The organism is Bacteroides sp. AM44-19, assembly GCF_003603395.1.
GTDB lineage: Bacteria > Bacteroidota > Bacteroidia > Bacteroidales > Bacteroidaceae > Bacteroides > Bacteroides uniformis.
Genome location: NZ_QTNB01000014.1, coordinates 51,283 through 77,730, shown reverse-complemented (window position 1 = coordinate 77,730; position 26,448 = coordinate 51,283). Strand labels below are relative to the sequence as shown.

General features: G+C 49.6%; 16 protein-coding genes. 12 read left to right on the top strand and 4 right to left on the bottom strand.

From position 1 onward, the window contains the following. Window positions 1-4: 4 nt before the first annotated feature. Together DW947_RS17005 and DW947_RS17000 are read right to left on the bottom strand one after the other, a co-directional pair. Window positions 5-3,055 carry a SusC/RagA family TonB-linked outer membrane protein gene (locus DW947_RS17005; protein WP_117963599.1) on the bottom strand — a complete coding sequence of 1,017 codons (3,051 nt, stop codon included), beginning with the start codon at window positions 3,053-3,055 and terminating at the stop codon, window positions 5-7. A 22-nt stretch (window positions 3,056-3,077) separates the two neighbouring features. Next, window positions 3,078-4,598: a hypothetical protein gene (locus DW947_RS17000; RefSeq protein WP_117963598.1), complete on the bottom strand. Its 1,521-nt coding sequence runs from the start codon at window positions 4,596-4,598 to the stop codon at window positions 3,078-3,080. Window positions 4,599-4,801: 203 nt separating this feature from the next. Here DW947_RS17000 and DW947_RS16995 point away from each other — a divergent pair, with 203 nt between their 5' ends. Next, complete coding sequence (locus DW947_RS16995; RefSeq protein WP_117963597.1) at window positions 4,802-8,857, top strand: hybrid sensor histidine kinase/response regulator transcription factor; 4,056 nt, start codon at window positions 4,802-4,804, stop codon at window positions 8,855-8,857. Between the two features lie 40 nt (window positions 8,858-8,897). Here DW947_RS16995 and DW947_RS16990 read toward each other — a convergent pair whose 3' ends face one another. Next, window positions 8,898-9,578 carry a tetratricopeptide repeat protein gene (locus DW947_RS16990; protein ID WP_034523335.1) on the bottom strand — a complete coding sequence of 227 codons (681 nt, stop codon included), beginning with the start codon at window positions 9,576-9,578 and terminating at the stop codon, window positions 8,898-8,900. Between the two features lie 143 nt (window positions 9,579-9,721). Between DW947_RS16990 and DW947_RS16985 the strand changes: the two genes are divergently transcribed. The 11 genes from DW947_RS16985 to DW947_RS16935 all read left to right on the top strand — a co-directional run bounded on the left by DW947_RS16985 (window position 9,722) and on the right by DW947_RS16935 (window position 25,241). After that, complete coding sequence (locus DW947_RS16985; protein WP_009037201.1) at window positions 9,722-11,089, top strand: MATE family efflux transporter; 1,368 nt, start codon at window positions 9,722-9,724, stop codon at window positions 11,087-11,089. A gap of 269 nt (window positions 11,090-11,358) precedes the next feature. Beyond that, window positions 11,359-13,881 (top strand): heavy metal translocating P-type ATPase, encoded by a 2,523-nt coding sequence (locus DW947_RS16980; protein WP_057087090.1) that lies wholly within the window; start codon window positions 11,359-11,361, stop codon window positions 13,879-13,881. A gap of 88 nt (window positions 13,882-13,969) precedes the next feature. Continuing rightward, a complete protein-coding gene (locus tag DW947_RS16975) occupies window positions 13,970-14,908 on the top strand; it encodes a DMT family transporter (RefSeq protein ID WP_005824237.1) in 939 nt (312 codons plus the stop codon). Between the two features lie 22 nt (window positions 14,909-14,930). Further along, entirely contained in the window at window positions 14,931-15,446 is a 516-nt protein-coding gene (locus DW947_RS16970; RefSeq protein WP_005824239.1) for a nucleoside 2-deoxyribosyltransferase domain-containing protein, read from the top strand. A gap of 83 nt (window positions 15,447-15,529) precedes the next feature. Then, window positions 15,530-16,240: a UMP kinase gene (gene pyrH / locus DW947_RS16965; protein WP_005835090.1), complete on the top strand. Its 711-nt coding sequence runs from the start codon at window positions 15,530-15,532 to the stop codon at window positions 16,238-16,240. 113 nt (window positions 16,241-16,353) lie between these two features. Next, window positions 16,354-16,914: a ribosome recycling factor gene (frr, locus tag DW947_RS16960; protein WP_005824243.1), complete on the top strand. Its 561-nt coding sequence runs from the start codon at window positions 16,354-16,356 to the stop codon at window positions 16,912-16,914. 106 nt (window positions 16,915-17,020) lie between these two features. Beyond that, entirely contained in the window at window positions 17,021-17,953 is a 933-nt protein-coding gene (gene rsgA / locus DW947_RS16955; protein ID WP_005824247.1) for a ribosome small subunit-dependent GTPase A, read from the top strand. A gap of 121 nt (window positions 17,954-18,074) precedes the next feature. Beyond that, the gene (locus tag DW947_RS16950; RefSeq protein WP_005824248.1) at window positions 18,075-19,157 is read left to right on the top strand and encodes an efflux RND transporter periplasmic adaptor subunit; all 1,083 of its coding nucleotides are present in this window, start codon (window positions 18,075-18,077) and stop codon (window positions 19,155-19,157) included. 40 nt (window positions 19,158-19,197) lie between these two features. After that, window positions 19,198-22,230 carry an efflux RND transporter permease subunit gene (locus tag DW947_RS16945; protein WP_016274175.1) on the top strand — a complete coding sequence of 1,011 codons (3,033 nt, stop codon included), beginning with the start codon at window positions 19,198-19,200 and terminating at the stop codon, window positions 22,228-22,230. After that, window positions 22,227-23,552, top strand: coding sequence for a TolC family protein (locus DW947_RS16940; RefSeq protein ID WP_005824250.1), 1,326 nt, complete (start codon window positions 22,227-22,229; stop codon window positions 23,550-23,552). Before DW947_RS16945 ends, DW947_RS16940 begins: the two co-directional genes overlap by 4 nt. A 48-nt stretch (window positions 23,553-23,600) precedes the next feature. Next, on the top strand, window positions 23,601-25,241 hold the full coding sequence (locus DW947_RS16935; RefSeq protein ID WP_044467866.1) for an amino acid permease: 1,641 nt from the start codon (window positions 23,601-23,603) through the stop codon (window positions 25,239-25,241). Between the two features lie 47 nt (window positions 25,242-25,288). On the opposite strand, the gene DW947_RS16930 is transcribed toward DW947_RS16935, so the two are convergent. After that, complete coding sequence (locus DW947_RS16930) at window positions 25,289-26,446, bottom strand: acyltransferase (RefSeq protein ID WP_009037205.1); 1,158 nt, start codon at window positions 26,444-26,446, stop codon at window positions 25,289-25,291. Window positions 26,447-26,448 lie beyond the last annotated feature (2 nt).

The window sequence follows — 26,448 nt, the reverse complement described above, 5'->3', positions numbered from 1 at the left end:
AGAATTAAAATTTGAAGTCAATGCCAAACAAGAATGTTCTCGGATTAGGATAAGCCACGTTGTCAATACCGGTATTGATGGCACTGCCAGAGCTGTCGGTAGTACCGTCAACCATCGGGCGTTCGGGGTCCATTCCCGAATAACCGGTAATGGTAAACGGATTCTGTGCAGAGAAGGAAAGACGCAAGTCAGCACCTCCAACCCATTTCTTAGGAAGCGTATAGCCTATCTGCAACAGCTTGCAACGCAAGTAGGAACCATCTTCCACATAGAAACTGGAAACGCGGCTATAGTTCAGGTTCAAGTCATTGCTCGACAAACGGGGAATATCATTGCCGGTACCCTCGCCATGCCATGCTTTCTCCAGTGTACCTGCCCAGACATTCTGTCCACCTGAACCGGAGTAGCGTCCTTTGGTGACATTGTAAATATCATTACCGAACGTACCATAGAAATTGGCTGCAAAATCAATGTTCTTATAACGCATACCAATATTCAGACCCATCATTAAATCAGGATAAGGATTACCGATATAATCTTTGTCATTGGCATCGAGCACTCCGTTATGGTCCCGGTCCTTGAAGCGGATGTCTCCCGGTTTTGCATTGGGCTGAATCAGTGTTCCGTGTTCGTCAGTGTGCGCATACACCTCTTCCCAATTCTGGAACAAGCCATCGGCCACGTAACCGTAGAAACGGGAGATAAAACCACCATCTTCGTTACGGATAATCTGGTCGCTATTGAATCCACCGACATTGATAGGACCGTCGCCCGAGAACTTGATGGCCTTGTTGCGCACGGCAGAAAGGTTCAGACCAAGATCGTAAGAGAAATCCTTGCCGATTTCATCGCGCCAGGTAAGTCCCACTTCCCAACCGCGGGCCTGCATACTACCGATGTTCATCCAAATCTGGCTGTTCCAGTTATCATATCCCAAAGAGAGGATGTTCTGTTTCTGGTAGAGCATGTCAATGGACTTTTTCTGGAAATATTCGAATGTTACACCCAAACGTGAATCAAGGAATGACATATCCACGCCTACGTTCCAATCTTCCACAGTCTCCCACTTCAACTGGTTGTTACCTACTGTAGACACGAAGTAACCATTTGCCAACGTATTGCCATAATAGTATTGGGTTTCGCTCAACAAAGTAAGGGTAGCATTATTGTTGATATTCTGATTACCTACACGGCCCCAGCCTCCACGAAGCTTCAGGTCACTGAAGATGTCCTGGTCCTGCATAAATGCCTCACTGATGACACGCCAGGAAGCGGAAACAGACGGGAAGAGGGCATACTTGCTGCCCTTCGGGAAACGGGAGGAACCGTCGGCACGGAGAGATGCCGAAATGTAGTAACGGTTATCGTAGTTGTACATGACACGGCCCAGGAAAGAAACCAGTGTATTGTAAGTGGTTTCACCGTTGGCCTCATCCGTACCCTGCTGTCCGGCATTCACTTCCTGCATCTGGTCCAGATTATTGGGAACATTATCACGCCGTGCCTGAGTATTGTACCATGCAAAACGTTCGGCAGTAAAGCCAGCCATTACATTCAAGTTGTGCTTTTCAGCGAAAGTGTCCATGTAAGTGGCTGTATTCGTCCAGTTCCAGTCAAACCACTCCTGATTGCGGCGGGTGATTTCGTTCAAGTCTTGTTTCTCCAACGGATCCATATTGAACTTCGGAACGAATGAATCAGAACGGCGATAGTGGGCATTGGCACCGAACTGGGTGCGCAACATCAGCTTTTCTATCGGGTTTACCTGCAGATAGGTATTCAGAATGGCACCCAACTCGCGAGAATGAGCATTGCTACGGGCAATTGAGCCGGCGGGATTCCACTCCTGGTTGTTGTAAGAGCGTTGGTAGTTGTTGTACTCATTATCCTCCCATTGGTCCTGTGGACGGAATACCGGAGTGGTCGGGTCCATAGCCATGGCTGCCGAGAACTGGTTTGGGGTATCATCCCATGATTCGACACGTGGAGCAATATCAACTCCCAATTTTACATACTTATTAAATGTATATTCAGTATTAAGACGGATATTTATCTTGTCCCAATAACCTACATCAAACTGTGAGTTGTTACGATAATACCCCACGCTGAAGTTGTAGACAAACTGTTCTGATCCACCGGCAACACTAAGTGAATGGTTCTGTACCAAAGCCGTTTTATTGACTACAGTATCCCACCAGTCTGTACCACCGGGATTGGTCGTAGCACCCGTATCGTTCCAGATAGAAGAAAGGCCATCATTCGTATAACGGGTATTGAACACTTCTTTATATTCAGCCGCACCGGCAATATCAGGTTTGGCCACGGTCTGGAAACCAACAGAAGAATTCCAATTGATGCGGACTTTACCAGTCTTGCCTTTCTTTGTAGTAATCAGGATGACACCGTTTGATGCACGTGTACCATAGATAGCAGCAGCCGAAGCATCTTTCAATACTTCCATGGAAGCAATATCGTTACTGTTCAGGAAGTTGATATTGTCGCCCACCGGCATACCATCCACTACATACAGCGGATTCGTACCGTTTACGGTCGTTACACCACGAATCAGCACCTTCGGAGTAGCTCCAGGACCACCACCACTGGTGATTTGTACCCCATTTACCTTACCCTGCAAAGCATCCATAGCATTACCGGTCACGGTTTCAGTGATTTCATCGCCTTTTACTGTAGCAATAGAACTGGTCAAATCGCTCTTTTTCACAGCACCATAACCGATAACAACTACTTCATCCAGCAATTCTGCCGCCTCCTTCAGTACCACGTTAATCGTAGTACGTCCACCTACAGCTATTTCCTGAGACTCAAAACCAATGGAAGAGAATACCAACACTGCATTCTTGTCCACATTGGGTAATGTATAATCACCGTCGATACCGGTAATTGTACCCGTACCGGCACCTTTCACTTGAACTGTAGTTCCAATCAACGGCTGCTGGTCGGCGGCCGAAGTCACCACACCCTTAACCGTTATCTGCTGCGCATAACCGCAAAGGCTTATCAGCGCAAGACATAATAATAGAATTTGCTTTTTCATATCTTAAATCTAATGTTACTTTTTAATTAGCAGGAACAATCTTGCCACGGCCCAAATGCGCGTCAAACTCAAAGCGGTAATTGCCGGTCACTGTAACCGTAGGCTTCATCCAGTTGTCACCTACCATCGAGCCGTCTTCCCAACGCTGATTGGTGCCTTCCCAATCAGGATTCACATCCCCTTTCTTGCTGAAGTAACCAAACTTCTCTACATTCTGAGAGTCGTCACACCGCCATTCTACATGATCCCACCATCCGTCGGGATGATAATTGGATATGATGAAGTTCATTTCTTTACCGGCTTCCAGCGTCCAAGTTCCATTCTCCGGATAATAGAAAAGATGAGGATTGTTTTTATCCTGGGCAAACAACTGATTTCCCGCATCCTGAGGAGAACCTCCCCAACCTATATAGAAATCAATGAACGATTCCCCATTCTCCCAACGGTCAAAACAAGGCTTTCCATATTCATATTTCATCGGATTTGTAGCCTCTGTCACCGAGTACGTACGCATGGTGTAAGTAGCCTCTTTCACGTTGATGTCTATTTCATAGTAGACGCCCGCTTCAGTCAGCACGATGGGCTTCGCTGTTTCCGGATCGTCTGTCAGTTTTGTATCATCTTCCGGATCAAGACCAAAACAGATAGGAGTAAAGTCTGTCTTTTGCGGTAAGAAGAAAATTTCCGTACCGGCAGCTTTATTATAATAACGTGCACGATATTGGTACTCGCCCGTATGGTTAATCACCATCGGTACACCAAATATATCACTATTCAGTTCCTCTACTGTTTCTACATCGGCCAGATACATTTTGGGGAAGTCAGGCATTTCAGATACACTGATGGTACTATTGGTCACTGTCTGATTGCCCCTGGCATCCACGGCCGTCAAAGTCACATCGTAACTTTTCACCTCATTGGGCAGAATAATCTTCTCCGTAAAGCTCAAAGCAGATTGCCCGCCAGCCTCTATACGGCGGCTTTCAAAACCTTCTACCCCAGGAATCTCAATGAGTACATAATCCAGTATCCGGTCATCTTTCACCGTGAAATTCAGGTTGAACTTTGTTTCATCCTTTATCAGCACGGTAACCTCTTTGCCAGGGGCAATTGTAAATGTAGGATTCTCAAAGTCCCCGTCCATCGTTATCAACACATCCTGCGACATTTCACGCCCGCCCGTATCTGTTACGGTCACTTTCACGGTGAAGCGTTCACCGATCTCATCACGCTTGAGGTCATAAGAATAGCTCAACTCATACTCCGTCTGGGGAGCTCCATAGATTTCAACCAAATCAATGGTCTTGTTCAGATAAAGGTCGGCACATTGCAGATTGACGGATACAATTCCATCCTTGTCAGCCAATGAACCTTCAATGGTAAAACGATGGCCGGCACCGGATTCAATATGATCCGTCACCAATGTCATTGTCGGACTCTGCCCGTCCACATCAGAGTATCCGTCATCGTCACTACATCCAGTAGTCCATAAAGCCAGCGATAACAACGCCCAGAAAGTGGCGTTAAAGAAATGCTTCTTCATAAATATTATTATTAAAGTTAAACAAAAAAGTACATTTTGCTCCGATTTATAATAATCGGCAATGCAAACATATGCCAATTTTCGATTCAACAGCTGTATAAATCTTGCAGAGAAAGCATATAAATCTGTCAATGCACGATTTATGCACATCATCTAAAGATTTTATTTGTACTTTTGACTCATACAATGAAAAACGACTCATTATGAAGAAGATTCTGCTTTCCATTTTCCTATGCCTGCCACTCCTGCTATCCGCGCAGCCATATACCATAAAACATCTGAGCATCCGTGAAGGGCTGTCCAACAACCATGTGGTAAGCATAGCCCAAGACAAACGGGGCTCTCTATGGTTTGCCACAGAAGAAGGATTAAACAAATTTGACGGGATACACTTCCTTACCTATTATAAAGAAGAAACAACCGGCAAGCAAAGCATCACCGGCAACGAACTGAACTGTCTGCTGGATGATCCCGTCGACTCCATCTTATGGATAGGAACCCAACGTGCCGGAATCAATGCATACAATTATGCCAACGATTCATTCATCACTTACAGACACGACGAAAACAACCCTGAAAGCCTGGTTACGGACGACATTACCAAAATCATTACCGCTTCCAACGGTAACCTATGGATTTGCACCTATTGGAAAGGCGTGGACTATTTTGACAAGCAAACCGGCCAATTCACCCATTACAACACCGAAACCGTGCCGGGTTTTGCAAGCAACCATATCTGGTCTGCCATAGACGGCGGTAACGGACTACTCTATATCGGGCATGTGGACCGGGGATTCAGTATACTTTCCATAAAAGACAAGACAGTCAAGAACTTCACACACGAGCCGCAAACCCCCAACAGCCTGCCTGGCAACGAAGTGACATGTGTCTACAAAGACAAAAGCGGAAACATATGGATAGGAACCGATAGAGGAATGGTACTGTTTAACCCGGAAGCGGAAAGTTTCATCCCCTTCGACGACAGAACCAACAGCATCTCACACCGTGTATATGATATACGTCAACTGGATGACAACAGACTTTGGATAGCCATGGAATTCGGTGGCATTGCCGTAGTGGATTTGTCGCAACAGCTCTTCCGTTCGTCGGACCAGATTCATGCGCTTTCTATCCGGGAGGGAGACGATGAATACGGATTGTCCAACTCCAGCATCCGTTGCCTGCTCCAAGATTCCTTCGGCAATGTATGGGCAGGTTCCTGGGGAGGCGGCATCAACTTCATAAAGCGTGAGCCGTCACTCTTCAGCACTTATAAATATTCTCCTTTTCCATCCACCAACAACAGCCTGAACAGTAAAATAGCCTCCGGTGTCTGTATGGACAAGGCCGGTAACCTCTGGATAGGAACCGATGGAGGAGGAATCAACGTATTCAACAAGGGAAGACGAATAGCCATATACAATGCTGACAACCAAAAATTCAGAAGTAATACGGTGCAGGCAGCCTTGTGCGACTCGGAGGGAGGATTATGGTTCGGGCTTTTTTATGGAGGAATAGCCTACTACAACCCCAAGAGCCAAAGCTTCCGGCAGATTTTCTCCGAAGACAAGTCACGCACTGACGTACGTTCCTTTCATGAAGACAAGCAGGGAAACATTTGGGTCGGAACCAGCGAAGGTGTCTATCTTATAGATTGTGACAGCAAGACAATCAAGGCACACTACAATCTGGAGAACAATCTGGCCCGCTGTGTGCTGAAGGATTCCGAAGACCAAGTATGGGTAGGATTCTTCGGAGGAGGCCTGGGCCTCTATGACTCCCAACTCCAAAGTATCCAGCTCTTCAACGTCCTGGCCAAATTCCCTTCAAACACCATCAATGCTCTCTACGAAGACAGCAGAAAGCGGTTGTGGGTAGCCACGGGTGAAGGTTTGGTATGCTTTCCCTCCCTGACAGACAGAAACTACAAAGTATACCAGCGTGAGAGCGGACTGGCCAATACCCACATACAAGCCATCGGTGAGGACAAGGCAGGAAATATTTGGGTGAGCACCAACAAAGGTATCAGCTGTCTTGTGGACAGTAAAGACATTTTCTATAATTACGACCACCACGACAACCTCCCCATGGGAAGCTTCAGCCGGGGCAGTGTAGCCTACGGACAAGACGGCAACTTTTACTTCGGCTCCATAAACGGTCTGTGCTACTTCAACCCGGAAGCTGTATTGCAGGAACGCAAATCACCGCCCGCATTCATCACCAACATTGAAATTACCGACCCGCTGAACAAACCGGAAAACGGACAGAACACCATTGCCTTAAACGGACAGAAGAACGTGCAACTGAAATATACGCAGAATAGTTTCAGTATCCGGTTCAACATCCAGAACTATGCCCTGGTCAACCAAGTGGAATATGCCTATATGCTGAAAGGACTCGAGAACTCCTGGTATACGCTTACAGACCCCAACAATGTCACCTTCCGTAATCTTCCTCCCGGGAAATACCAGTTCCAGGTGAAAACGCGGATGCGCAACCAGGCATGGTCGGACGTAACCACCTCTCTGGACATCCGCATTGCCCCGCCCCTTTGGCTTACTTGGTGGGCAAAGTCATTCTATATCCTGCTGTCCCTTATCATCCTTTTCTCCATACTCTATGCCTACAAGAAAAGACTGGATGCAGAGGCACTGTACCAACTGGAGAAGCAAAGCCACGAACACGAGCAGGAACTGAACAACGAGCGCCTGCGCTTCTACACCAACATCACCCATGAACTGCGCACCCCGCTTACGCTGATACTGGGGCCGCTGGAAGACATACAGAAAAGTGACACACTATCCACCAAGGACGCACAGAAGATATCCGTCATTCACCAAAGCGCCATCCGGCTGCTGAACCTCATCAACCAGATACTGGAGTTCAGAAAGACCGAGACCCAGAACAAGAGACTCTGCGTGAGCCGGGACAACCTCGTACCCCTTATCCGCGAGATAAGCCTGAAGTACAAGGAACTGAACCGGAAGCCGGACGTCGACATCCGGCTGGTGGTGGAGAAAGAGCATATGCCTATATACTTCGACAAGGAGATTATCCAGACCATCCTGGACAATCTGATATCCAATGCCCTAAAGTACACGGAAAAGGGCAGCATCAGCATCGGTATCCGGCAGGTGGAACGTGCCGAAGTGAACTATACGGAAATCCGGGTCAGCGACACGGGATACGGTATCAAGCCGGAGGCTCTGCCCCACATATTCGACCGCTATTATCAGGAAGGCGGCAAACACCAGGCTTCGGGTACCGGTATCGGACTGTCGCTGGTGAAGAATCTCGTAGCCCTGCACGAAGGGGAAATCCGCGTAGAGAGTGTTCCCAATCAAGGTAGTACCTTCTACGTCAGCCTGCTTACCGACAACAGTTACCCACAGGCACTGCATGCCGATTCGCAGGAAAAGGAAAGCAACGCCCAGCATATAGAAGAAACACAAGAAAATGAAGTTTCATCCAGCGACAAACCCATATTGCTGGTAGTGGAAGACAATCCGGACATCTGCGACTATATAGCCGAATCCTTTTCCGACCACTTTGAAGTAAAGACCGCCGCCAACGGAAAACTGGGCAAGGAAAGCGCCCTGAAAGAAATACCCGACATCATCGTCAGCGACATCATGATGCCGGTAATGGACGGAAACGAAATGTGCCGCGAACTCAAGAAAGACGTGCGTACCAGCCACATACCCATCATACTGCTGACAGCCAAAGACTCGCTGAGCGACAAGGAGGAAGGTTACCAGATGGGGGCCGACTCCTACCTCACCAAACCGTTCAGCGCCAGCTTGCTGCACAGCCGTATAGAAAACCTGCTCCAGTCACGGCGCAACCTGGCAAAGCATTTCAGCACCAATGCCGCCATAAGCAACAAAGCAGCTGTCATTACGGAATCGCTCAACAAGCTGGACAACGAGTTTATCCACAAGATAAACCAACTGATAGAGGAACGGCTTTCTTCGGACAAAATAGACATCAGCTACCTCTCGGACAAGATGTGCATGAGCAACTCCACGCTCTACCGCAAGATGAAAGCGCTTACCGGACTTTCCACCAACGAATACGTCCGTAAAATAAGGATGAAGTACGCCGAGCAATACCTGCTGGAAGGCAAATACAACATTTCGGAAATAGCTTTCAAGGTAGGCATCAACAATCTGTTCTACTTCCGGCAATGCTTCAAGGAAGAATTCGGCTGCATACCTTCGGAATATCTGAAGAGATTAAAAGAGACCGGAGAGAAATAAGAGACAAACAGCCCCTTCCTATTAGTCGGAATGCGGACAGCTATTTCAGCTCCAGCTCCATCTTCTTTATCTTTTCCAGCGTATTGCCTGCTTCCATGGAGGGGAATACCTGAAGCACGCGTTGCAGGTATGCCTTAGCCTTGCCGTAGCTATTGGTGAACACGTCTGACAATCCGTTGCGATAGCGTGCATACTGCATCCTTGTGGGGGAAGTTATCTTTTTATAGTCTTCTTCGAGCTTCTTCTTATCCTTCTCGGCTTGGAGATAATAATAATTCCCCAAGAAGATATTGGCTTGGAGATTGTCGGCATCCAGCATCAATACCTTTTCATAGGTTTTTAAGGCATCTTTCTCCTTTCCCCGCATCATCTCCATTTCGGCACAAGAGACAAGTGCAGGTACGTCTTCGGGATGACGCTGCAAGAACTCCTTATAGAAGAGGTAGGCTTTATCGTAATTCCGCATTTCCTTGTAGTGCACAGCCAGCACATCCGCAAGACGAGGAGCCACCTCACTGCTCTTGTCCACATTGGTCCAGTAGAACATTTCCGTCCTATCCTCACCGGCATTTGCCGCCTGGCGAAACAAACTCACCGCATAGTCATCTTTACCCTCGGAAAGTGCATCGGACACTTTCGAAAGCAACTCATCTGCCGACTGTCCCCAGACAGACAGCGGACACATCAAGAACAAGGAGAAAAGCAACGTTAAGGTTTTCATTTTTAGTGTATATATATAGTTTAACAGCCCAATCAGTCTCATAGAAATCTACCTACAAAACTACGCATTTTTACGGCAACCATCAATAGTTGAAAGTAGAAAAATAGTTAACTTTGCCGACCTTAATGAATTAAATAATATAAATGAAGCCCAGAGACAGACAAATACTGCAAATAGCCTTACCTTCCATCGTATCGAACATCACCGTGCCGCTGCTCGGCCTGATTGATGTAGCCATCGTCGGCCATCTGGGTTCGCCCGCCTACATAGGCGCCATTGCCGTGGGTGGCATGCTGTTCAATATCATCTACTGGATATTCGGCTTTCTGAGGATGGGTACCAGCGGAATGACCTCGCAAGCATTCGGTAAGCGGGATTTGCCGGAGGTGGTCCGCCTACTGTTGCGTTCCGTGGGCATAGGCCTGGCAGTCGCATTCTGTCTCATCCTGCTGCAAACGCCTATCAGGCAGGGAGCCTTCCTTCTCATCCATCCCACGGATGAAGTCAGAGAAATGGCAACGCTCTATTTCCATATCTGCATCTGGGGTGCACCTGCCATGCTGGGGCTATACGGACTGACGGGATGGTTCATCGGCATGCAGAATTCGCGTATCCCCATGTATATAGCCATCACACAGAATGTGGTCAATATCATTGCCAGCCTCGGACTGGTTTATCTGTGTGGGATGAAAGTAGAAGGAGTAGCTTTGGGGACGTTGATTGCCCAGTATGCTGGCTTCCTGATGGGCATTGTCCTTTGGATGCACAACTACGGCAGGCTGAAAAGATTCTGGGAAATTAAAAATTATAAATTAAAGATTAAAGGGAGAGAAGGGGCAGGTATCTGGGAGAAAGAGGCGATGTTCCGGTTTTTCCAAGTGAATAGGGATATTTTTCTGCGTACCCTTTGCCTGGTGGCAGTCACGTTGTTCTTCACTTCGGCGGGAGCTTCGCAGGGAGAGATTATTCTGGCGGTCAACACGCTGCTGATGCAGCTCTTCACCTTATTCTCGTATGTAATGGACGGCTTTGCCTACGCTGGCGAAGCCTTAAGCGGCAGATACATAGGCGCACGCAACCGGGAAGCCTTTACAGACACCGTCCGGCACCTCTTCGGATGGGGAGCGGTGATGGCGGTTCTCTTTACATTGGTTTATGCGCTGGGAGGCAATGCCTTCCTCGGACTATTGACGGATGACAAAGAAGTGATAGCTGTTGCCGACACCTATTTTTATTGGGCGCTTGCCGTGCCCGCCGTCGGGATAGCCGCCTTCATCTGGGACGGCATCTTCATCGGTGCCACCGCCACGCGAGGAATGCTCCTCTCCATGGCAGCGGCAGCTGTCAGCTTTTTTATCTTATATTATGGGCTGCATCCCGTCCTGGCAAACCATGCTCTATGGCTTGCCTTCCTCACTTACCTGCTGATGCGGGGAGTGGTGCAGACAGGCTTGAGCCGGGAAGTCATCCGACGGGCATTTCCCAGCAAGAAGGAACCTGCTTGGCGTTAGGGGTAGGCTATGAACAATTTCAAGGGAAAAAGCATTATCTTTGTATCGCTATGACTGATATAAAATATGGATTCCACCCTCCAGAACAAGGCGTCAGGTAGCCAGTATACGGTGCCAAACAAGTTTCAACTTTTGGCACCATCGGTTTCAATGCGAGAAACCGACGGTTTCAAGTAGTGAAACCAACGGTATCTCGGAATAAGACTGACGGTATTTGCATTTGGAACCAAGTCACTCATAGCAAGAGTAATGACTTATACAAAATTGTTATGGCAGAAAAGAATATAGTTCAAGAGACATTTCCCGTATTGGGAATGAGTTGCGCCTCATGCTCCGCACGGGTAGAAAAGACGCTGAACCATCAGTCAGGTGTCAAGAAAGCGGTCGTAAACTACGCTTCGGCAACGGCAACCGTGGAATATGACCCTACGAGCTGTTCTTCCGAGGCTTTGCAGCAGGCTGTGCAGGCGGCCGGATATGACTTGTTGATAAACCAGGACGGCAACACGCTCGAAGAGGCGGAAGAGGCCCACAACAAGAAATTCAGCGTATTGAAATTCCGCACAACCTGGGCCATCATCTTGTCTATGCCCGTTGTCATCATAGGCATGTTCTTCATGGATATGCCCCATGCCAATCCCATCATGTGGGCGTTGTCCACTCCCGTCGTATTCTGGCTGGGGCGGGGATTCTTCACCAGCGCCTGGAAACAATTGCAGCATGGCAGCGCCAATATGGACACACTGGTAGCCATCAGTACGGGGACCGCCTATCTGTTCAGCCTGTTCAACATGCTATTTCCGGACTTCTGGCTATCCAGAGGCATCCATCCGCATGTATATTTTGAGGCGGCAAGTGTCATCATAGCCTTTATCCTGCTGGGCCGCCTGCTGGAAGAAAAAGCGAAAGGAAACACCTCAACCGCCATCAAGAAACTGATGGGGCTCCAACCCAAGACTGTGACCATCATTGTGGATGAAGGACACGCTGTCCCTCACTCTTCCTTTGAGCGCGTTATCCCTATCGAGCAGATTCGCCCCGGAGACATCGTCCTGGTGAAGCCCGGAGAACGGATTGCCGTGGATGGCATCGTGACGGAAGGTAGCTCCTACGTAGACGAAAGTATGCTGAGCGGCGAACCGGTAGCAGTATCCAAGCACAAAGACGCCAAGGTCTTTGCAGGTACCATCAACCAGAAGGGAAGTTTCCGCTTCCGGGCAGAGAAAATCGGCACGGATACACTGCTGGCGAAGATTATACACATGGTGCAGGACGCGCAAGGAAGCAAGGCACCGGTGCAGCAGCTGGTGGACAAGATAGCCGGGATATTCGTGCCTACCATTATAGGCATCGCAGTGCTTGCCTTCATCGCATGGATGCTACTGGACGGAACCGGCGGATTCACCCACGGATTGCTGGCATTTGTCACGGTGGTCATCATCGCCTGCCCGTGTGCACTGGGACTGGCTACTCCTACCGCCATCATGGTAGGCATCGGCAAGGGCGCCGAAAGGGGCATTCTGATAAAAGATGCCGAAAGCCTGGAGATTGCCAAGAAGATAGACACCGTGGTACTCGACAAGACCGGAACGGTGACCGAAGGAAAACCGGTAGTCAGCAAACTGATATGGAATACGCAGGCAATGACGCCCGGTACTGGCGCCACTGCAGGCAATGCGCTGTCGGACATTTTCTATAGTCTGGAGAAGCTCTCGGAACATCCGTTGGCAGAAGCCGTGGTGAACCACCTCAAGGAGTCGGCCCCCATAGACATTCAATACTTTGAAAGCATCACCGGAAAAGGCGTGAAAGGACGGGCACAAGGCCGGACCTACCTCGCCGGGAACCGGAAACTGCTGGAAGAAAACCATATCGCCATCCCCCCCTCCCTGCAGGAAGAGGCAACCCGACTGACATCGGAAGCACAGACCGTCATCTGGTTTGCCGATGAAGAAAACGTGCTGGCAATAGCCGGAATTACAGACCGGATAAAGGAAACTTCCATCCGCGCTGTCAGCGAGCTGCGCGCCGCCGGCATCGAAGTCCACATGCTGACCGGAGACAATGAGGCCACCGCCCGTGAGATTGCCCGCAAAGCAGGCATCGCCCACTACCAGGCCAGTGTATTGCCGCAGGACAAGGCTGCCTTCGTCAGCCGGTTGCAGGCAGAAGGCCGGAAGGTTGCCATGGTGGGCGACGGCATCAACGACAGCGCCGCCCTTGCCCAAGCCGACTTAAGCATCGCCATGGGTGGAGGCAGCGACATCGCCATGGATGTAGCCAAAATGACCATCATCTCTTCCGACCTGGCTAAGATACCGGAAGCTCTCTGTCTGTCGCGTCTCACCGTCCGGACCATCCGGCAGAATCTCTTCTGGGCATTTATATATAATATAATAGGTGTACCCATTGCGGCCGGAATACTCTATCCCATCAACGGCTTCCTGCTGAACCCGATGATAGCCGGTGCGGCCATGGCATTCAGCAGTGTCAGTGTGGTGAGCAACAGCCTGCTGCTGAAACGGAAAAGAATACATGAAGGAGAAGAAAACAAAGAAGTTGAACCGCCAACAGAAACAATCATGAAGAAAGAATTCAAAGTAGAAGGCATGATGTGCAACCATTGCCGCATGCATGTAGAGAAAGCATTGAACAGTATGGAAGGCATACACGCCACCGTAACCCTGAACCCTCCGGTAGCCACCGTAGAGTTTTCGGACGGTGAAAAGACGCTCGAAGAACTGCAGAAAGTAGTGACGAAAGAAGCCGGCGACTACACACTGAAGGCATAAGTGTAGAATTCATACGGTTTTCATACAGAAAAGAAGGAGGAAATCAAAGTAAATATCTACCTTTGCGCGCTAATTTACAGATAAAGATATGAACGCAAAAGCCAAAGGATATATTTTAGGTTCCATCGCCGCAGCCTCCTACGGCATGAATCCACTGTTTGCCCTCCCGTTGTACAAGGCCGGCATGGACCCGGACTCGGTACTTTTTTTCAGATACCTCTTCGCCATCCCGTTGCTGGGCATTATGATAAAGGCGAGAGGGCGGTCATTCAAGATACAGCGGAAAGAAACATTTCCGCTCATCATCATGGGATTGCTCGTGGCCCTCTCCTCACTGACGCTTTTTCTGAGCTATAACTACATGGCCGCCGGCATAGCGTCTACACTGCTGTTCGTCTATCCCATCATGGTGGCGCTTATTATGGCCATGGTTTTCAAAGAGAAGCTGGCACTGCAAACCATCGTCTGCATGCTGCTTGCACTGGGAGGTATCGGACTGCTCTACAAGAGCGAGGACGGCAGCACACTGAGCCTGATAGGGACACTGCTGGTTTTCGCGTCTTCCCTTTCCTATGCCATATACATCGTGGGCATCAACCAGACATCGTTGAAAAATGTGGCTACGCTTAAAGTCACCTTCTATGTCCTTCTCTTCGGCCTATCGCTTTTTGTGGCACGCCTGCTCTATTCCGGCGTACTGAACACACCGGACCAGTGGTATCTGTGGGCCAATCTGCTTGCATTGGCTGTCTTCCCCACCGCCATATCCTTCCTCTGCACTACCGGTGCCATCCAATATATCGGCTCCACCCCGACCGCCATTCTCGGCGCATTGGAGCCCGTGACAGCCATCTTCTTCGGAATAGCCGTCTTTGGAGAAAGCCTGACAGTCAGAGAAAGCTTCGGACTGGTGATGATTATCGTAGCCGTAACGTTCGTCATCGCAGGAGGCAATATTACAAGCCAACTGGTCCGTTTCAGGAAACTGTTCCCAAGACTCCCGATAAGAAGCAAGAAAAGAAACTAATCCTATAAAACCATCACCAACCATGAAGAAAAGTCTCTACCTGCTTTTACTGCTGTTGTTTCCTATCGGGCTGCAGGCTCAGTCCGAGGTTATAGTACTCCACCCGGATGAAGGCAAAGCCGAAGTGAACGAAGCCGAATACACCAGAATTTTCCTGGCAGGCACCATCGACATGGGCAAAAGCATAGACTGGCAAAAGGCAACCTGCGACTGGTTCCGCGCACGCCCCCAAGGTAAATACATCCTATACAATCCCCGAAGGGACAAGGGACTCAGCGGCGAAATGTCCGACTTTGAACATCAAGTGAACTGGGAACTGGAACATCTGGAAAAAGCCGACCTAATAATCATGAATATCCTGGCAAGCAGCAAGTCCCCCATCACCCTGCTGGAGATGGGACTGCACATGCGTTCGGGCAAACTGCACGTTATCTGTGAACCCGGTTTCTACCGCTACGACAATGTGCGGATTACTTGCAACCGCTATGGCGTTCCGTTATATCACAGCATGGACGAGTTCCTAAAGACTGTGCGTTAGGCAACTATCCTACCACATTCTGCTGCACTTTTCAGTTTAATTCTTTATCTTTGCTGCAAAGCAATGTAACAAAACTATATATTATGGCAACCTATAAAAGAATCTTATTGAAACTCAGCGGCGAGAGCCTGATGGGTGAAAAGCAATACGGCATCGACGAGAAACGCCTTGCCGAGTACGCAGCTCAAATCAAAGAAATCCACGAATTGGGAGTACAAATAGGCATCGTGATAGGCGGTGGAAACATTTTCCGCGGATTGAGCGGTGCCAACAAAGGGTTCGACCGTGTGAAAGGCGACCAGATGGGAATGCTGGCAACCGTCATCAACAGCCTTGCACTCAGTTCGGCTCTGGTAGCTGCCGGCGTGAAGGCCCGCGTGCTGACTGCCGTACGTATGGAACCCATCGGTGAATTCTACAATAAATGGCGTGCCATCGAATGTATGGAAGCAGGCGAAGTAGTCATCATGTCCGCCGGTACAGGCAATCCGTTCTTCACTACCGATACCGGTTCCAGTCTGCGCGGCATCGAGATTGAGGCGGATGTCATGCTGAAAGGTACCCGTGTGGACGGCATCTACACCGCCGACCCGGAGAAGGACCCGACAGCCACGAAGTTCCACGACATCACCTACGACGAAGTGCTGAAGCGCGGTCTGAAAGTGATGGACCTCACTGCCACCTGCATGTGCAAAGAGAATAACCTGCCCATCATCGTTTTTGACATGGACACAGTGGGTAATCTGAAAAAAGTGATGCAAGGAGAAGAAATCGGTACACTGGTGCACAATTGAATGGAAAATGGAGAATAAAAAATGAATGTTATTTAATTCTTAATTCTCAATTTTCAATTTAATAATTATATTTGCAAAGTTTCAAATCAAAGCTATTTCAAAACGAAAATAATATGAGAGACGTAAAAGACATCTTAGACGAAGCGCAAGAAAGTATGGACATGGCCATCATGTATCTGGACGAGGCACTGGCTCATATCCGCGCCGGAAAAGCCGATATCCGTTTGCTGGACGGTATCCGTGTGGATTCTTATGGAAGTATGGTTCCTATCAACAATGTGGCAGCCGTAACCACTCCGGACGCACGCAGCATTGCCATCAAGCCATGGGATAAGAGCATGTTCCGCGTCATTGAAAAGGCCATCATTGACTCCAGTCTCGGCATCATGCCCGAAAACAATGGTGAGATTATCCGTATCGGCATCCCGCCACTGACGGAAGAACGCCGTAAACAACTTGCCAAACAGTGTAAGGGAGAAGGAGAAACTGCCAAGGTAAGTGTACGTAATGCACGCCGTGATGCCATCGACGCCTTGAAGAAATCCGTAAAGGACGGACTGGCCGAAGACGCCCAGAAAGGCGGTGAAGAAAAGCTGCAGAAGATTCACGACAAGTTCATCAAGCAGATTGATGACATGCTGGCTGCAAAGGATAAAGAAATCATGACCGTTTAATTAAGTTGAAAACGGAAAATGGAAAGTTGAAAATAAACCGATATACCAAGTATAGAAGCCTTTCAACCTTCCATTTTCAACTTTCAACTTTCAACTTTCAATTATTTTGAGGGGACTCGTTATAAAAAACACCGGAAGTTGGTACTTGGTACGGACTGACGACGGAAGGGAGATTGAATGTAAAATCAAAGGGAACTTCCGGCTGAAAGGCATACGAAGCACTAATCCCGTGGCTGTAGGCGATTATGTGAACATCATACTGAACCAAGAAGGTACGGCCTTTATCAGCGAGATAGAGGACCGGAAGAATTACATCATCCGCCGCGCCTCCAACCTTTCCAAGCAATCGCACATTCTTGCTGCCAACCTCGACCAGTGCATGCTCATAGTGACGGTGAACTATCCCGAGACCTCCACTACCTTTATAGACCGTTTTCTCGCCTCTGCCGAGGCATACCGTGTTCCCGTCAAGATTATATTCAACAAAGTGGATGCCTACAATGAAGAGGAACTGCACTATCTGGACAGTCTCATCAACCTTTACACCACCATCGGCTATCCTTGTTTCAAGGTTTCTGCCAGAAAAGGGGAAGGCATCGACACTATCGAGAAAGAACTCAAAGGACGCATAACCCTCTTTTCCGGACATTCCGGAGTAGGGAAATCGACACTCATCAAGGCAATACTGCCCGATATAGAGATTAAAACCGGAGAGATATCCACCTATCATAATAAAGGTATGCACACCACTACCTTCTCAGAAATGTTCCCGGTTCCGGGCAACGGATATATCATTGACACTCCGGGCATCAAAGGTTTCGGAACATTCGATATGGAAGAAGAAGAGATAGGCCACTACTTCCCGGAAATATTCAAGGTATCTGCCGACTGCCGTTACGGCAACTGTACCCACCGCCACGAACCCGGATGCGCTGTACGCGAGGCTGTCGAGAAGCACTATATCAGCGAATCCCGTTACGCTTCTTATCTGAACATGCTGGAGGACAAGGAGGAGGGAAAATACCGGGCTGCTTACTGATTTGTCATTTTATCACCTTTCCAATCCATATTCTTACACTTTTTAACTCTTTATCTTTTAAACTATTCTCTTTTCCCGTAGTCTAATCTAAGGCTGATTTTATTACTACTAATACTACAACATGAATAAGAGAGTTAAATGGGGCATCATTATCGTGATTGGTGCCGGACTGATTGGAGGAGGAATCTACTCCCAATTACCTAAAGAGAATGAAGAATTAGCCGCTGCAGACAAGGTGATGACCGGTCAACGTAGCGGTAAGAAAATTCTAAACGTAAACGCAAAAATAATCAAACCGCAACTGCTGAAGGATGAAATACAAATCAGCGGCAGCCTGCTGCCGGATGAGGAAGTGGACCTTTCTTTCGAGACATCCGGCAAAATCATAGAGATAAATTTTGAAGAAGGCAGCTTCGTCAAGAAAGGACAATTACTTGCCAAAGTTAATGACCGGCCGCTGCAAGCACAATTGCAACGCCTCGTCTCCCAATTAAAGTTGGCAGAAGACCGCGTGTTTCGCCAGAACGCCCTGCTGGAAAGGGATGCGGTCAGTAAAGAAGCCTACGAACAAGTAAAGACCGAGCTGGCCACCCTGAATGCCGACATTGACCTGATAGAATCGAACATCGCACAAACTGAGCTGCGTGCTCCTTTCGACGGTGTCATCGGTCTGCGCCAAGTCAGTGTGGGTACTTACGCTTCCCCTACAACCATTGTAGCCAAACTCACCAAGATTTCGCCGTTGAAGGTGGAATTTGCCGTACCCGAGCGGTATGCCAATGACGTAAAGACCGGCGCCGGACTGGACTTCACTCTCGAAGGAAAGCTAAATACCTTCCACGCCACGGTTTATGCACGCGAATCAAAGATAGACCCTACTACCCATACCCTGACAATCCGTGCACTTTATCCCAATGCCAACGGAGCTGTGCTTCCGGGCCGCTATGCCAGCATCAAGCTGAACAAGGATGAAATTCAGGACGCCCTTGCCGTACCGTCCGAAGCCATTGTACCGGAAATGGGAAAAGACAAGATATTCCTCTATAAGTCGGGAAAAGCCCAGCCGGTAGAGATTACTACGGGAATCCGTACGGAAGCGGAAGTACAAGTATTGCAAGGCTTGCAGGCAGGAGATACCATCATCACCTCGGGAACCCTGCAACTCCGTACCGGACTACCGGTAACACTGGACAATATCAATTGACAACTGTCAATTATCAACCGTTAATTATCAATTGTAAAGAATGAATATATCCGAATTAAGTATACGGCGACCGGTACTCTCGACAGTACTTACCCTGATAATCCTGCTGTTTGGCTTCATCGGCTACAATTATCTGGGTGTACGCGAGTACCCGTCTGTAGACAATCCTATCATATCAGTATCCTGCTCCTATCCGGGTGCCAACGCCGATGTCATCGAGAACCAGATAACGGAGCCTCTGGAGCAGAACATCAACGGTATTCCCGGCATACGCTCCCTCTCCAGTGTCAGCCAGCAAGGCTCATCACGCATTACAGTAGAGTTTGAGCTTTCCGTTGACCTGGAAACCGCCGCCAACGACGTACGTGATAAAGTGTCGCGTGCACAACGCTATCTGCCTCGTGACTGTGACCCGCCTACCGTATCAAAAGCCGATGCGGACGCCACCCCTATCCTGATGGTTGCCCTCCAAAGCGACAAACGTTCCCTACTGGAGCTCAGTGAAATAGCCGACCTGACTGTCAAGGAGCAGCTTCAGACTATTTCAGATGTAAGTAGTGTAAGCATCTGGGGAGAAAAGCGCTATTCCATGCGGCTTTGGCTGGACCCCATCAAGATGTCCGGCTATGGAATCACTCCTCTGGATGTAAAGAATGCGGTGGACAACGAAAACGTAGAGCTCCCTTCCGGAAGTATCGAAGGAAACACTACCGAGCTCACCATCCGTACGTTGGGTCTGATGCATACAGCCGAAGAGTTCAACAATCTTATCCTGAAGGAAGACGGTAACCGTATTGTCCGCTTCAGCGACATTGGACGTGCCGAACTGGGACCAGCCGACATCAAAAGTTATATGAAGATGAACGGTGTGCCCATGGTAGGTGTCGTAGTAATTCCGCAGCCGGGTGCCAACCACATTGAAATAGCCAACGCCGTATATGACCGCATGGAGAAGATGAAGAAAGACCTTCCCGAAGATGTTCATTACAACTACGGTTTTGACAATACCAAGTTTATCCGCGCTTCTATCGACGAGGTGAAGCAGACGGTGTATGAGGCCTTTGTACTGGTTATCATCATCATTTTCCTCTTCTTGCGCGATTGGCGTGTGACGCTTGTGCCATGTATTGTAATCCCCGTTTCGCTGATTGGAGCTTTCTTCGTCATGTATCTGGCCGGTTTCTCCATCAATGTGCTCTCCATGCTTGCCGTGGTGCTTGCCGTGGGCTTGGTGGTGGACGACGCCATCGTGATGACGGAGAACATTTATGTCCGCATCGAGAAAGGGATGCCACCGAAAGAAGCCGGCATAGAAGGAGCCAAGGAGATTTTCTTTGCCGTCATCTCCACTACCATTACGCTGGTGGCGGTATTCTTCCCTATTGTATTCATGGACGGTACGACAGGACGACTGTTCCGCGAATTCAGTATCGTGGTCTCCGGTTCGGTGATTATCTCCTCCTTCGCCGCATTGACTTTTACGCCGATGCTTGCCACCAAACTTTTAATCAAAAGGGAACAGCAGAGCTGGTTCTATCGCAAGACCGAACCTTTCTTCGAAGGGATGAACCGGGTATACAGCCAGTCACTGGCCGCCTTCCTGAAACGGCGCTGGATTGCCCTGCCCTTCACCATCGTCACCATCCTGCTTATCGGAGTCCTTTGGAATACTATCCCGGCTGAAATGGCGCCATTGGAGGACCGTTCGCAAATCAGTATCAATACAATGGGTGCCGAAGGAGTGACTTACGAATATATCCGCGACTATACCGAAGACATCAATCATCTGGTGGACTCCATTATCCCGGATGCAGAAGCGGTAACAGCGCGTGTATCCAGTGGTAGCGGTAACGTACGTATCACACTGAAAGACATGAAAGACCGTGACTATACCCAGATGGAGGTTGCCGAAAAGTTGTCGAAGGCAGTGCAGAAAAAGACCATGGCACGCTCTTTCGTACAGCAGTCCTCCTCATTCGGAGGACGGCGCGGCGGTATGCCCGTGCAGTATGTATTGCAGGCAACCAATATCGAGAAATTGCAGGAGGTGCTCCCCAAGTTCATGACGAAGGTCTACGAAAATCCGGTATTCCAGATGGCAGACGTAAACCTGAAGTTCAGCAAGCCTGAAGCGCGCATCAACATCAACCGTGACAAGGCGAGTATCATGGGCGTAAGCACCAAGAACATTGCCCAAACTCTGCAATACGGCTTGAGCGGACAGCGTATGGGCTACTTCTACATGAACGGAAAGCAATACGAGATATTGGGCGAAATCAACCGCCAGCAACGCAACAAGCCCGCCGACCTGAAAGGTATCTATATCCGAAGCGACAACGGGAACATGGTACAGCTGGACAACCTGATTGAGCTTACCGGCGGCATCGCACCTCCGAAACTGTACCGTTACAACCGTTTCGTTTCTGCCACCATCTCCGCAGGACTGGCGGACGGCAAGACCATCGGACAAGGTCTGGATGAAATGGACAAGATTGCCAAGGAGACGCTGGACGAGACCTTCCGTACCGCACTGACCGGAGACTCCAAGGAGTATCGCGAAAGCTCCTCCAGTCTGATGTTCGCCTTCATCCTTGCCATCGTGCTGATTTACCTGATTCTGGCCGCCCAGTTCGAGAGCTTCAAAGACCCGCTGATTATCATGCTGACGGTGCCTCTCGCCATTGCCGGCGCGCTGGTATTCATGTATTTCGGAGACATCACGATGAATATATTCAGCCAGATTGGCATCATCATGCTGATTGGTCTGGTGGCAAAGAACGGTATCCTGATTGTGGAATTTGCCAATCAGAAGCAGGAAGCGGGTGAAGACAAGATGCGAGCCATCAAGGACGCCTCCCTGCAACGTCTGCGCCCCATCCTGATGACGAGTGCCTCCACCATCCTGGGATTGATACCGCTTGCCTACGCCACCGGCGAAGGCTGCAACCAGCGCATCGCCATGGGTACTGCCGTTGTAGGCGGCATGCTCATCTCCACACTGCTGACGATGTACATCGTGCCTGCCATATATAGTTATGTATCAACGAACCGAAGTAAACTGAAGACCGAATGAAACGCATTGTTTTAATTTTCATAGCCACTGCCTGCACAGCGCTGGGCCTTTATGCACAGCCTGCGCCTACCTACACCTTGAAGTCCTGCCTGGAGCAGGGATTGCTGAACAACTACTCCCTGCGCATTGTCCGCAATGAAGAGCAGGTCAGCAAGAACAACGCCACACTGGGCAATGCGGGCTACCTGCCCACACTGGACCTCTCCGCCGGCTACAAGGGAACCATAGACAATACCGAGACCAAAGCCCGAGCCACCGGAGAGACAACCAAGGACAACGGAGTGTTTGACCAAACTCTCGATGCAGGCATCAACCTGAACTGGACCATCTTCGACGGTTTCAACATTACCGCCAACTACCAACGGCTCAAGGAGCTGGAACGCCAAGGCGAGACCAATACGCGCATCGCCATCGAGGACCTGATAGCCAACATAGCCGCCGAATACTATAACTATGTGCAGCAGAAAATCCGCTTGAAGAACTTCCGTTATGCCGTATCGCTATCCAAAGAGCGCCTGCGCATTGTGGAAGAGCGTTACCACATCGGTAACTTCTCGCGCCTGGACTACCAGCAGGCCAAAGTGGACTTCAATGCCGACAGTGCCCAATACATGAAACAGCAGGAACTGCTGCACACCTCACGTATCCAGCTGAACGAACTCATGGCAAACAAAGATGTAGACCAGCCGTTTATCATACAAGACAGCCTCATCAACGTGACCGCCTCCCTGAACTTCGAGGAGCTGTGGAACGCCACCCTCACCATCAACGCCTCACTGCTACGTGCCGAACAGAACAATACCCTGGCCCGTCTGGACTACAAGAAAGTCTGCTCGCGCGACTACCCATACGTGAAGATGAACGGCGGATATGGCTACACCCTCAACAAGTATGACATCTCTGCCAACAGCCGCCGCAGCAACCTCGGTCTGAACTTCGGCGTCACGGTCGGCTTCAATCTGTTCGACGGCAACCGGCGCCGCGAACGCAAGAATGCCCGCATTGCCGTGCAGAACGCTCGCCTGGAACGGGAGCAACTGGAGCAGGCCCTGCGCGCCGACCTCAGCAACCTATGGCAGGCCTACCAAAACAACCTGCAAATGCTGAACCTGGAACGCCAGAACCTTGTGGCTGCCAAGGAGAACCACGAGATTGCCATGGAACGATATATGCTGGGCAACCTCTCGGGAATCGAGATGCGCGAAGCCCAAAAGAGTCTGCTGGATGCAGAAGAACGTATTCTCTCCGCGGAATATGATACCAAATTATGTGAAATCTCCCTACTGCAAATCAGTGGAAAAGTAGCGCGCTATATGGAATAAGCAATATAATCCGTACCTTTACGCCCGATTTATCAGAATTAAAGCACAATGGGATTATTCATCAGAAAGCCATTCGAGGCACTGCAAGCGGAGGCTAATGCCTCCGGAAAGAAAACATTGAAACGTGTACTTGGTCCGTGGAGCCTTGTTGCCCTGGGCGTGGGAGTCATCATCGGAGCGGGTCTATTCTCCATCACCGGAACGGTGGCGGCAGGCTATACGGGACCGGCCATCACACTGTCCTTTGCCATTGCCGCACTGGGATGCTGCTTCGCCGGACTATGTTATGCGGAATTTGCATCCATGATACCCGTAGCCGGCAGCGCATACACCTACTCGTATGCCACGATGGGCGAACTCATCGCCTGGATTATCGGGTGGGACCTGGTATTGGAATACACCGTAGCCGCAACCACGGTAAGCATCAGTTGGAGCCGCTATCTGGTCGTCTTTCTCGAGGGACTGGACATACATCTACCGCAAGTCCTCACCGCCTGTCCCTGGGATGGTGGAGTCGTAAATATCCCCGCCTTCCTTATCGTCGTGCTGATGAGCCTCTTCCTGATACGGGGTACGGAAGGCAGCTCCATCTTCAACGGCTTCATTGTATTCCTGAAGGTTTCCGTCATACTGATTTTTGTCATACTCGGCTGGAAATACATCAATACCGACAACTATACACCTTACATCCCTGCCAATACGGGCGTGCTGGGCGAATATGGCTTCTCCGGCATCCTGCGAGGGGCGGCCATCGTATTCTTCGCCTTCCTCGGGTTCGACGCTGTGAGCACAGCCGCCCAAGAGACGAAGAACCCGAAGCGGAACATGCCTATCGGCATTCTGGTCTCCTTGCTGGTATGCACCGTGCTCTATATGGTTTTTGCCCACGTCATGACGGGAGTGGCACACTACACCGCCTTCAGCGGACAGCAAGGCATTGCTCCCGTTGCCATAGCCATAGAGCACATGGGGCAGGCTGATGCTGCAGGTATCATCCAGCCGGACTATCCCTGGCTGAACCGTGCCATCGTGCTGTCCATTCTGTTCGGATATTGCTCCGTCATCATGGTGACGCTGCTGGGACAGAGCCGCGTATTCCTGAGCATGAGCCACGACGGGCTGCTGCCTCCTTTCTTCTCGCATATCAACGAAAAGTTCCGTACTCCGGCACGCAGCAACCTGCTCTTCATGGTACTTGTGGGCCTGCTGGCAGCTTTTGTACCCGCACGGCTGGCCGGAGAGATGACAAGCATCGGCACGCTGATGGCCTTCACGCTGGTCTGTGCCGCTGTACTGGTAGTACGCAGAACCATGCCTGACGTGCCCCGTTCCTTTAAAACCCCACTTGTTCCACTTATCCCCATACTGGGTATTCTTACTTGCCTTTGCATGATGTTGTTCCTTCCTGCCGATACATGGATACGCCTGGTGCTGTGGATGCTCATCGGTCTGGACATCTACGTGGGCTACGGCATGAAGCACAGTAAGCTGGAGCATGGAGGCGACACCCGCCACGGGCAGGTGACCTTGAACATGATTGGACTTATCCTTGCCGTTCTTTGTGTCATCACCGGACTGTGGCACCAACAGACTGTGGGATGGGGAGAAAGCAAAGTGCTGCTGATTATCTCGTTTGTTTTCGCATTCACGCACTGCGCTTACTATATGTGGAGAATCTGGAGGAGATAATAAGCCCTAAATCTCCTCCTTTAAAGATAAACAATCTTTCATCCAAACTACCCCAGCACCCACTTGGTCCGCTTCCCGAAACAACGGTATGCCATTGCCACCAGAAACCAGGAAGTACAGAAAGCGACGACTGCGGCACAAGGTATCTGAAGATAGATAGGAACATGGATAGCACGCATCAGGACTACGCTCGGTCCGGTAAAGAAATAGTGTATCATATAGACTCCAAAACCACAGAGCGTCAAGTTTGCCAATGCTTTCTTGATGCGCTCCGAACGGAAATTGGCCCGCTTGCAAAGCATAAACACGGGGATGGTCATCATTACTACATTCAGCGAACAGTAGGTGAAGAAGAGTTCGAGCATCTCATCCGTAAAATCCGGCAAGGAGGTCATACGACGGAAACCAAGGAATGTTACGGCATAGCCAATGGCAAACATGGGAATGCCGATGCCACAGAGTTGCCGGCCCGTCCAGTTATGGTTCCTCAGATAATGGCCCAACAATAGGTAGCCGTTAAAACCGGCAAAGTAATACAGCATACCGAACGAGTTCCACGAGCAAGTCCCCCAAAGGTACGGAGCGGCAAACTCGGTATAATAAGGCAGCAGCAGTGTCACTCCCCATGCTGCAAGAAACCATAGTTTGGCACGTTCCGAGGCCTTCTCCACCCATGCCGAGAATATCGGAAGATAGAGATAAAGCCCTATCAGCAGATAGATATACCACATGTGTACATCCAATAGAGAGAAATTAAAAGGCATTTCTGCAATATATCCCAGGCTCACTGCCAGAGACTGGCGCATCACTTCCTCACCCGAATAAGGGAAGAAATCCAGAATCACTTTCGGCTCCACTCCCAGCAGTCCCGTTATCCAGGGGAACAGATTGTAAATCACAGACCAGATGAGGAAAGGAAAGAATACGCGGGGGATACGTTTCTTGTAGAATGCCGAGGCGTCACCCCGTACCGGCAACAGCAATGCACCGGTAATCATTACAAAAAGCGGTACGCAAGGACGGAGCGCCGCACCGTAGACAGCTCCCCAGAACTTGATGTCAACAATGTCGGGCGATGTGCCCGGATAGAAGTTAAAAGGGTCTGTGCAATGGCAGCAAACTACTGTAAACATTGCAACAAGGCGTACCACATCCAGCCATACGATGTGTTGTGCCGGAGTTTGTCGTGTAAGAGTTGGTTCCATGT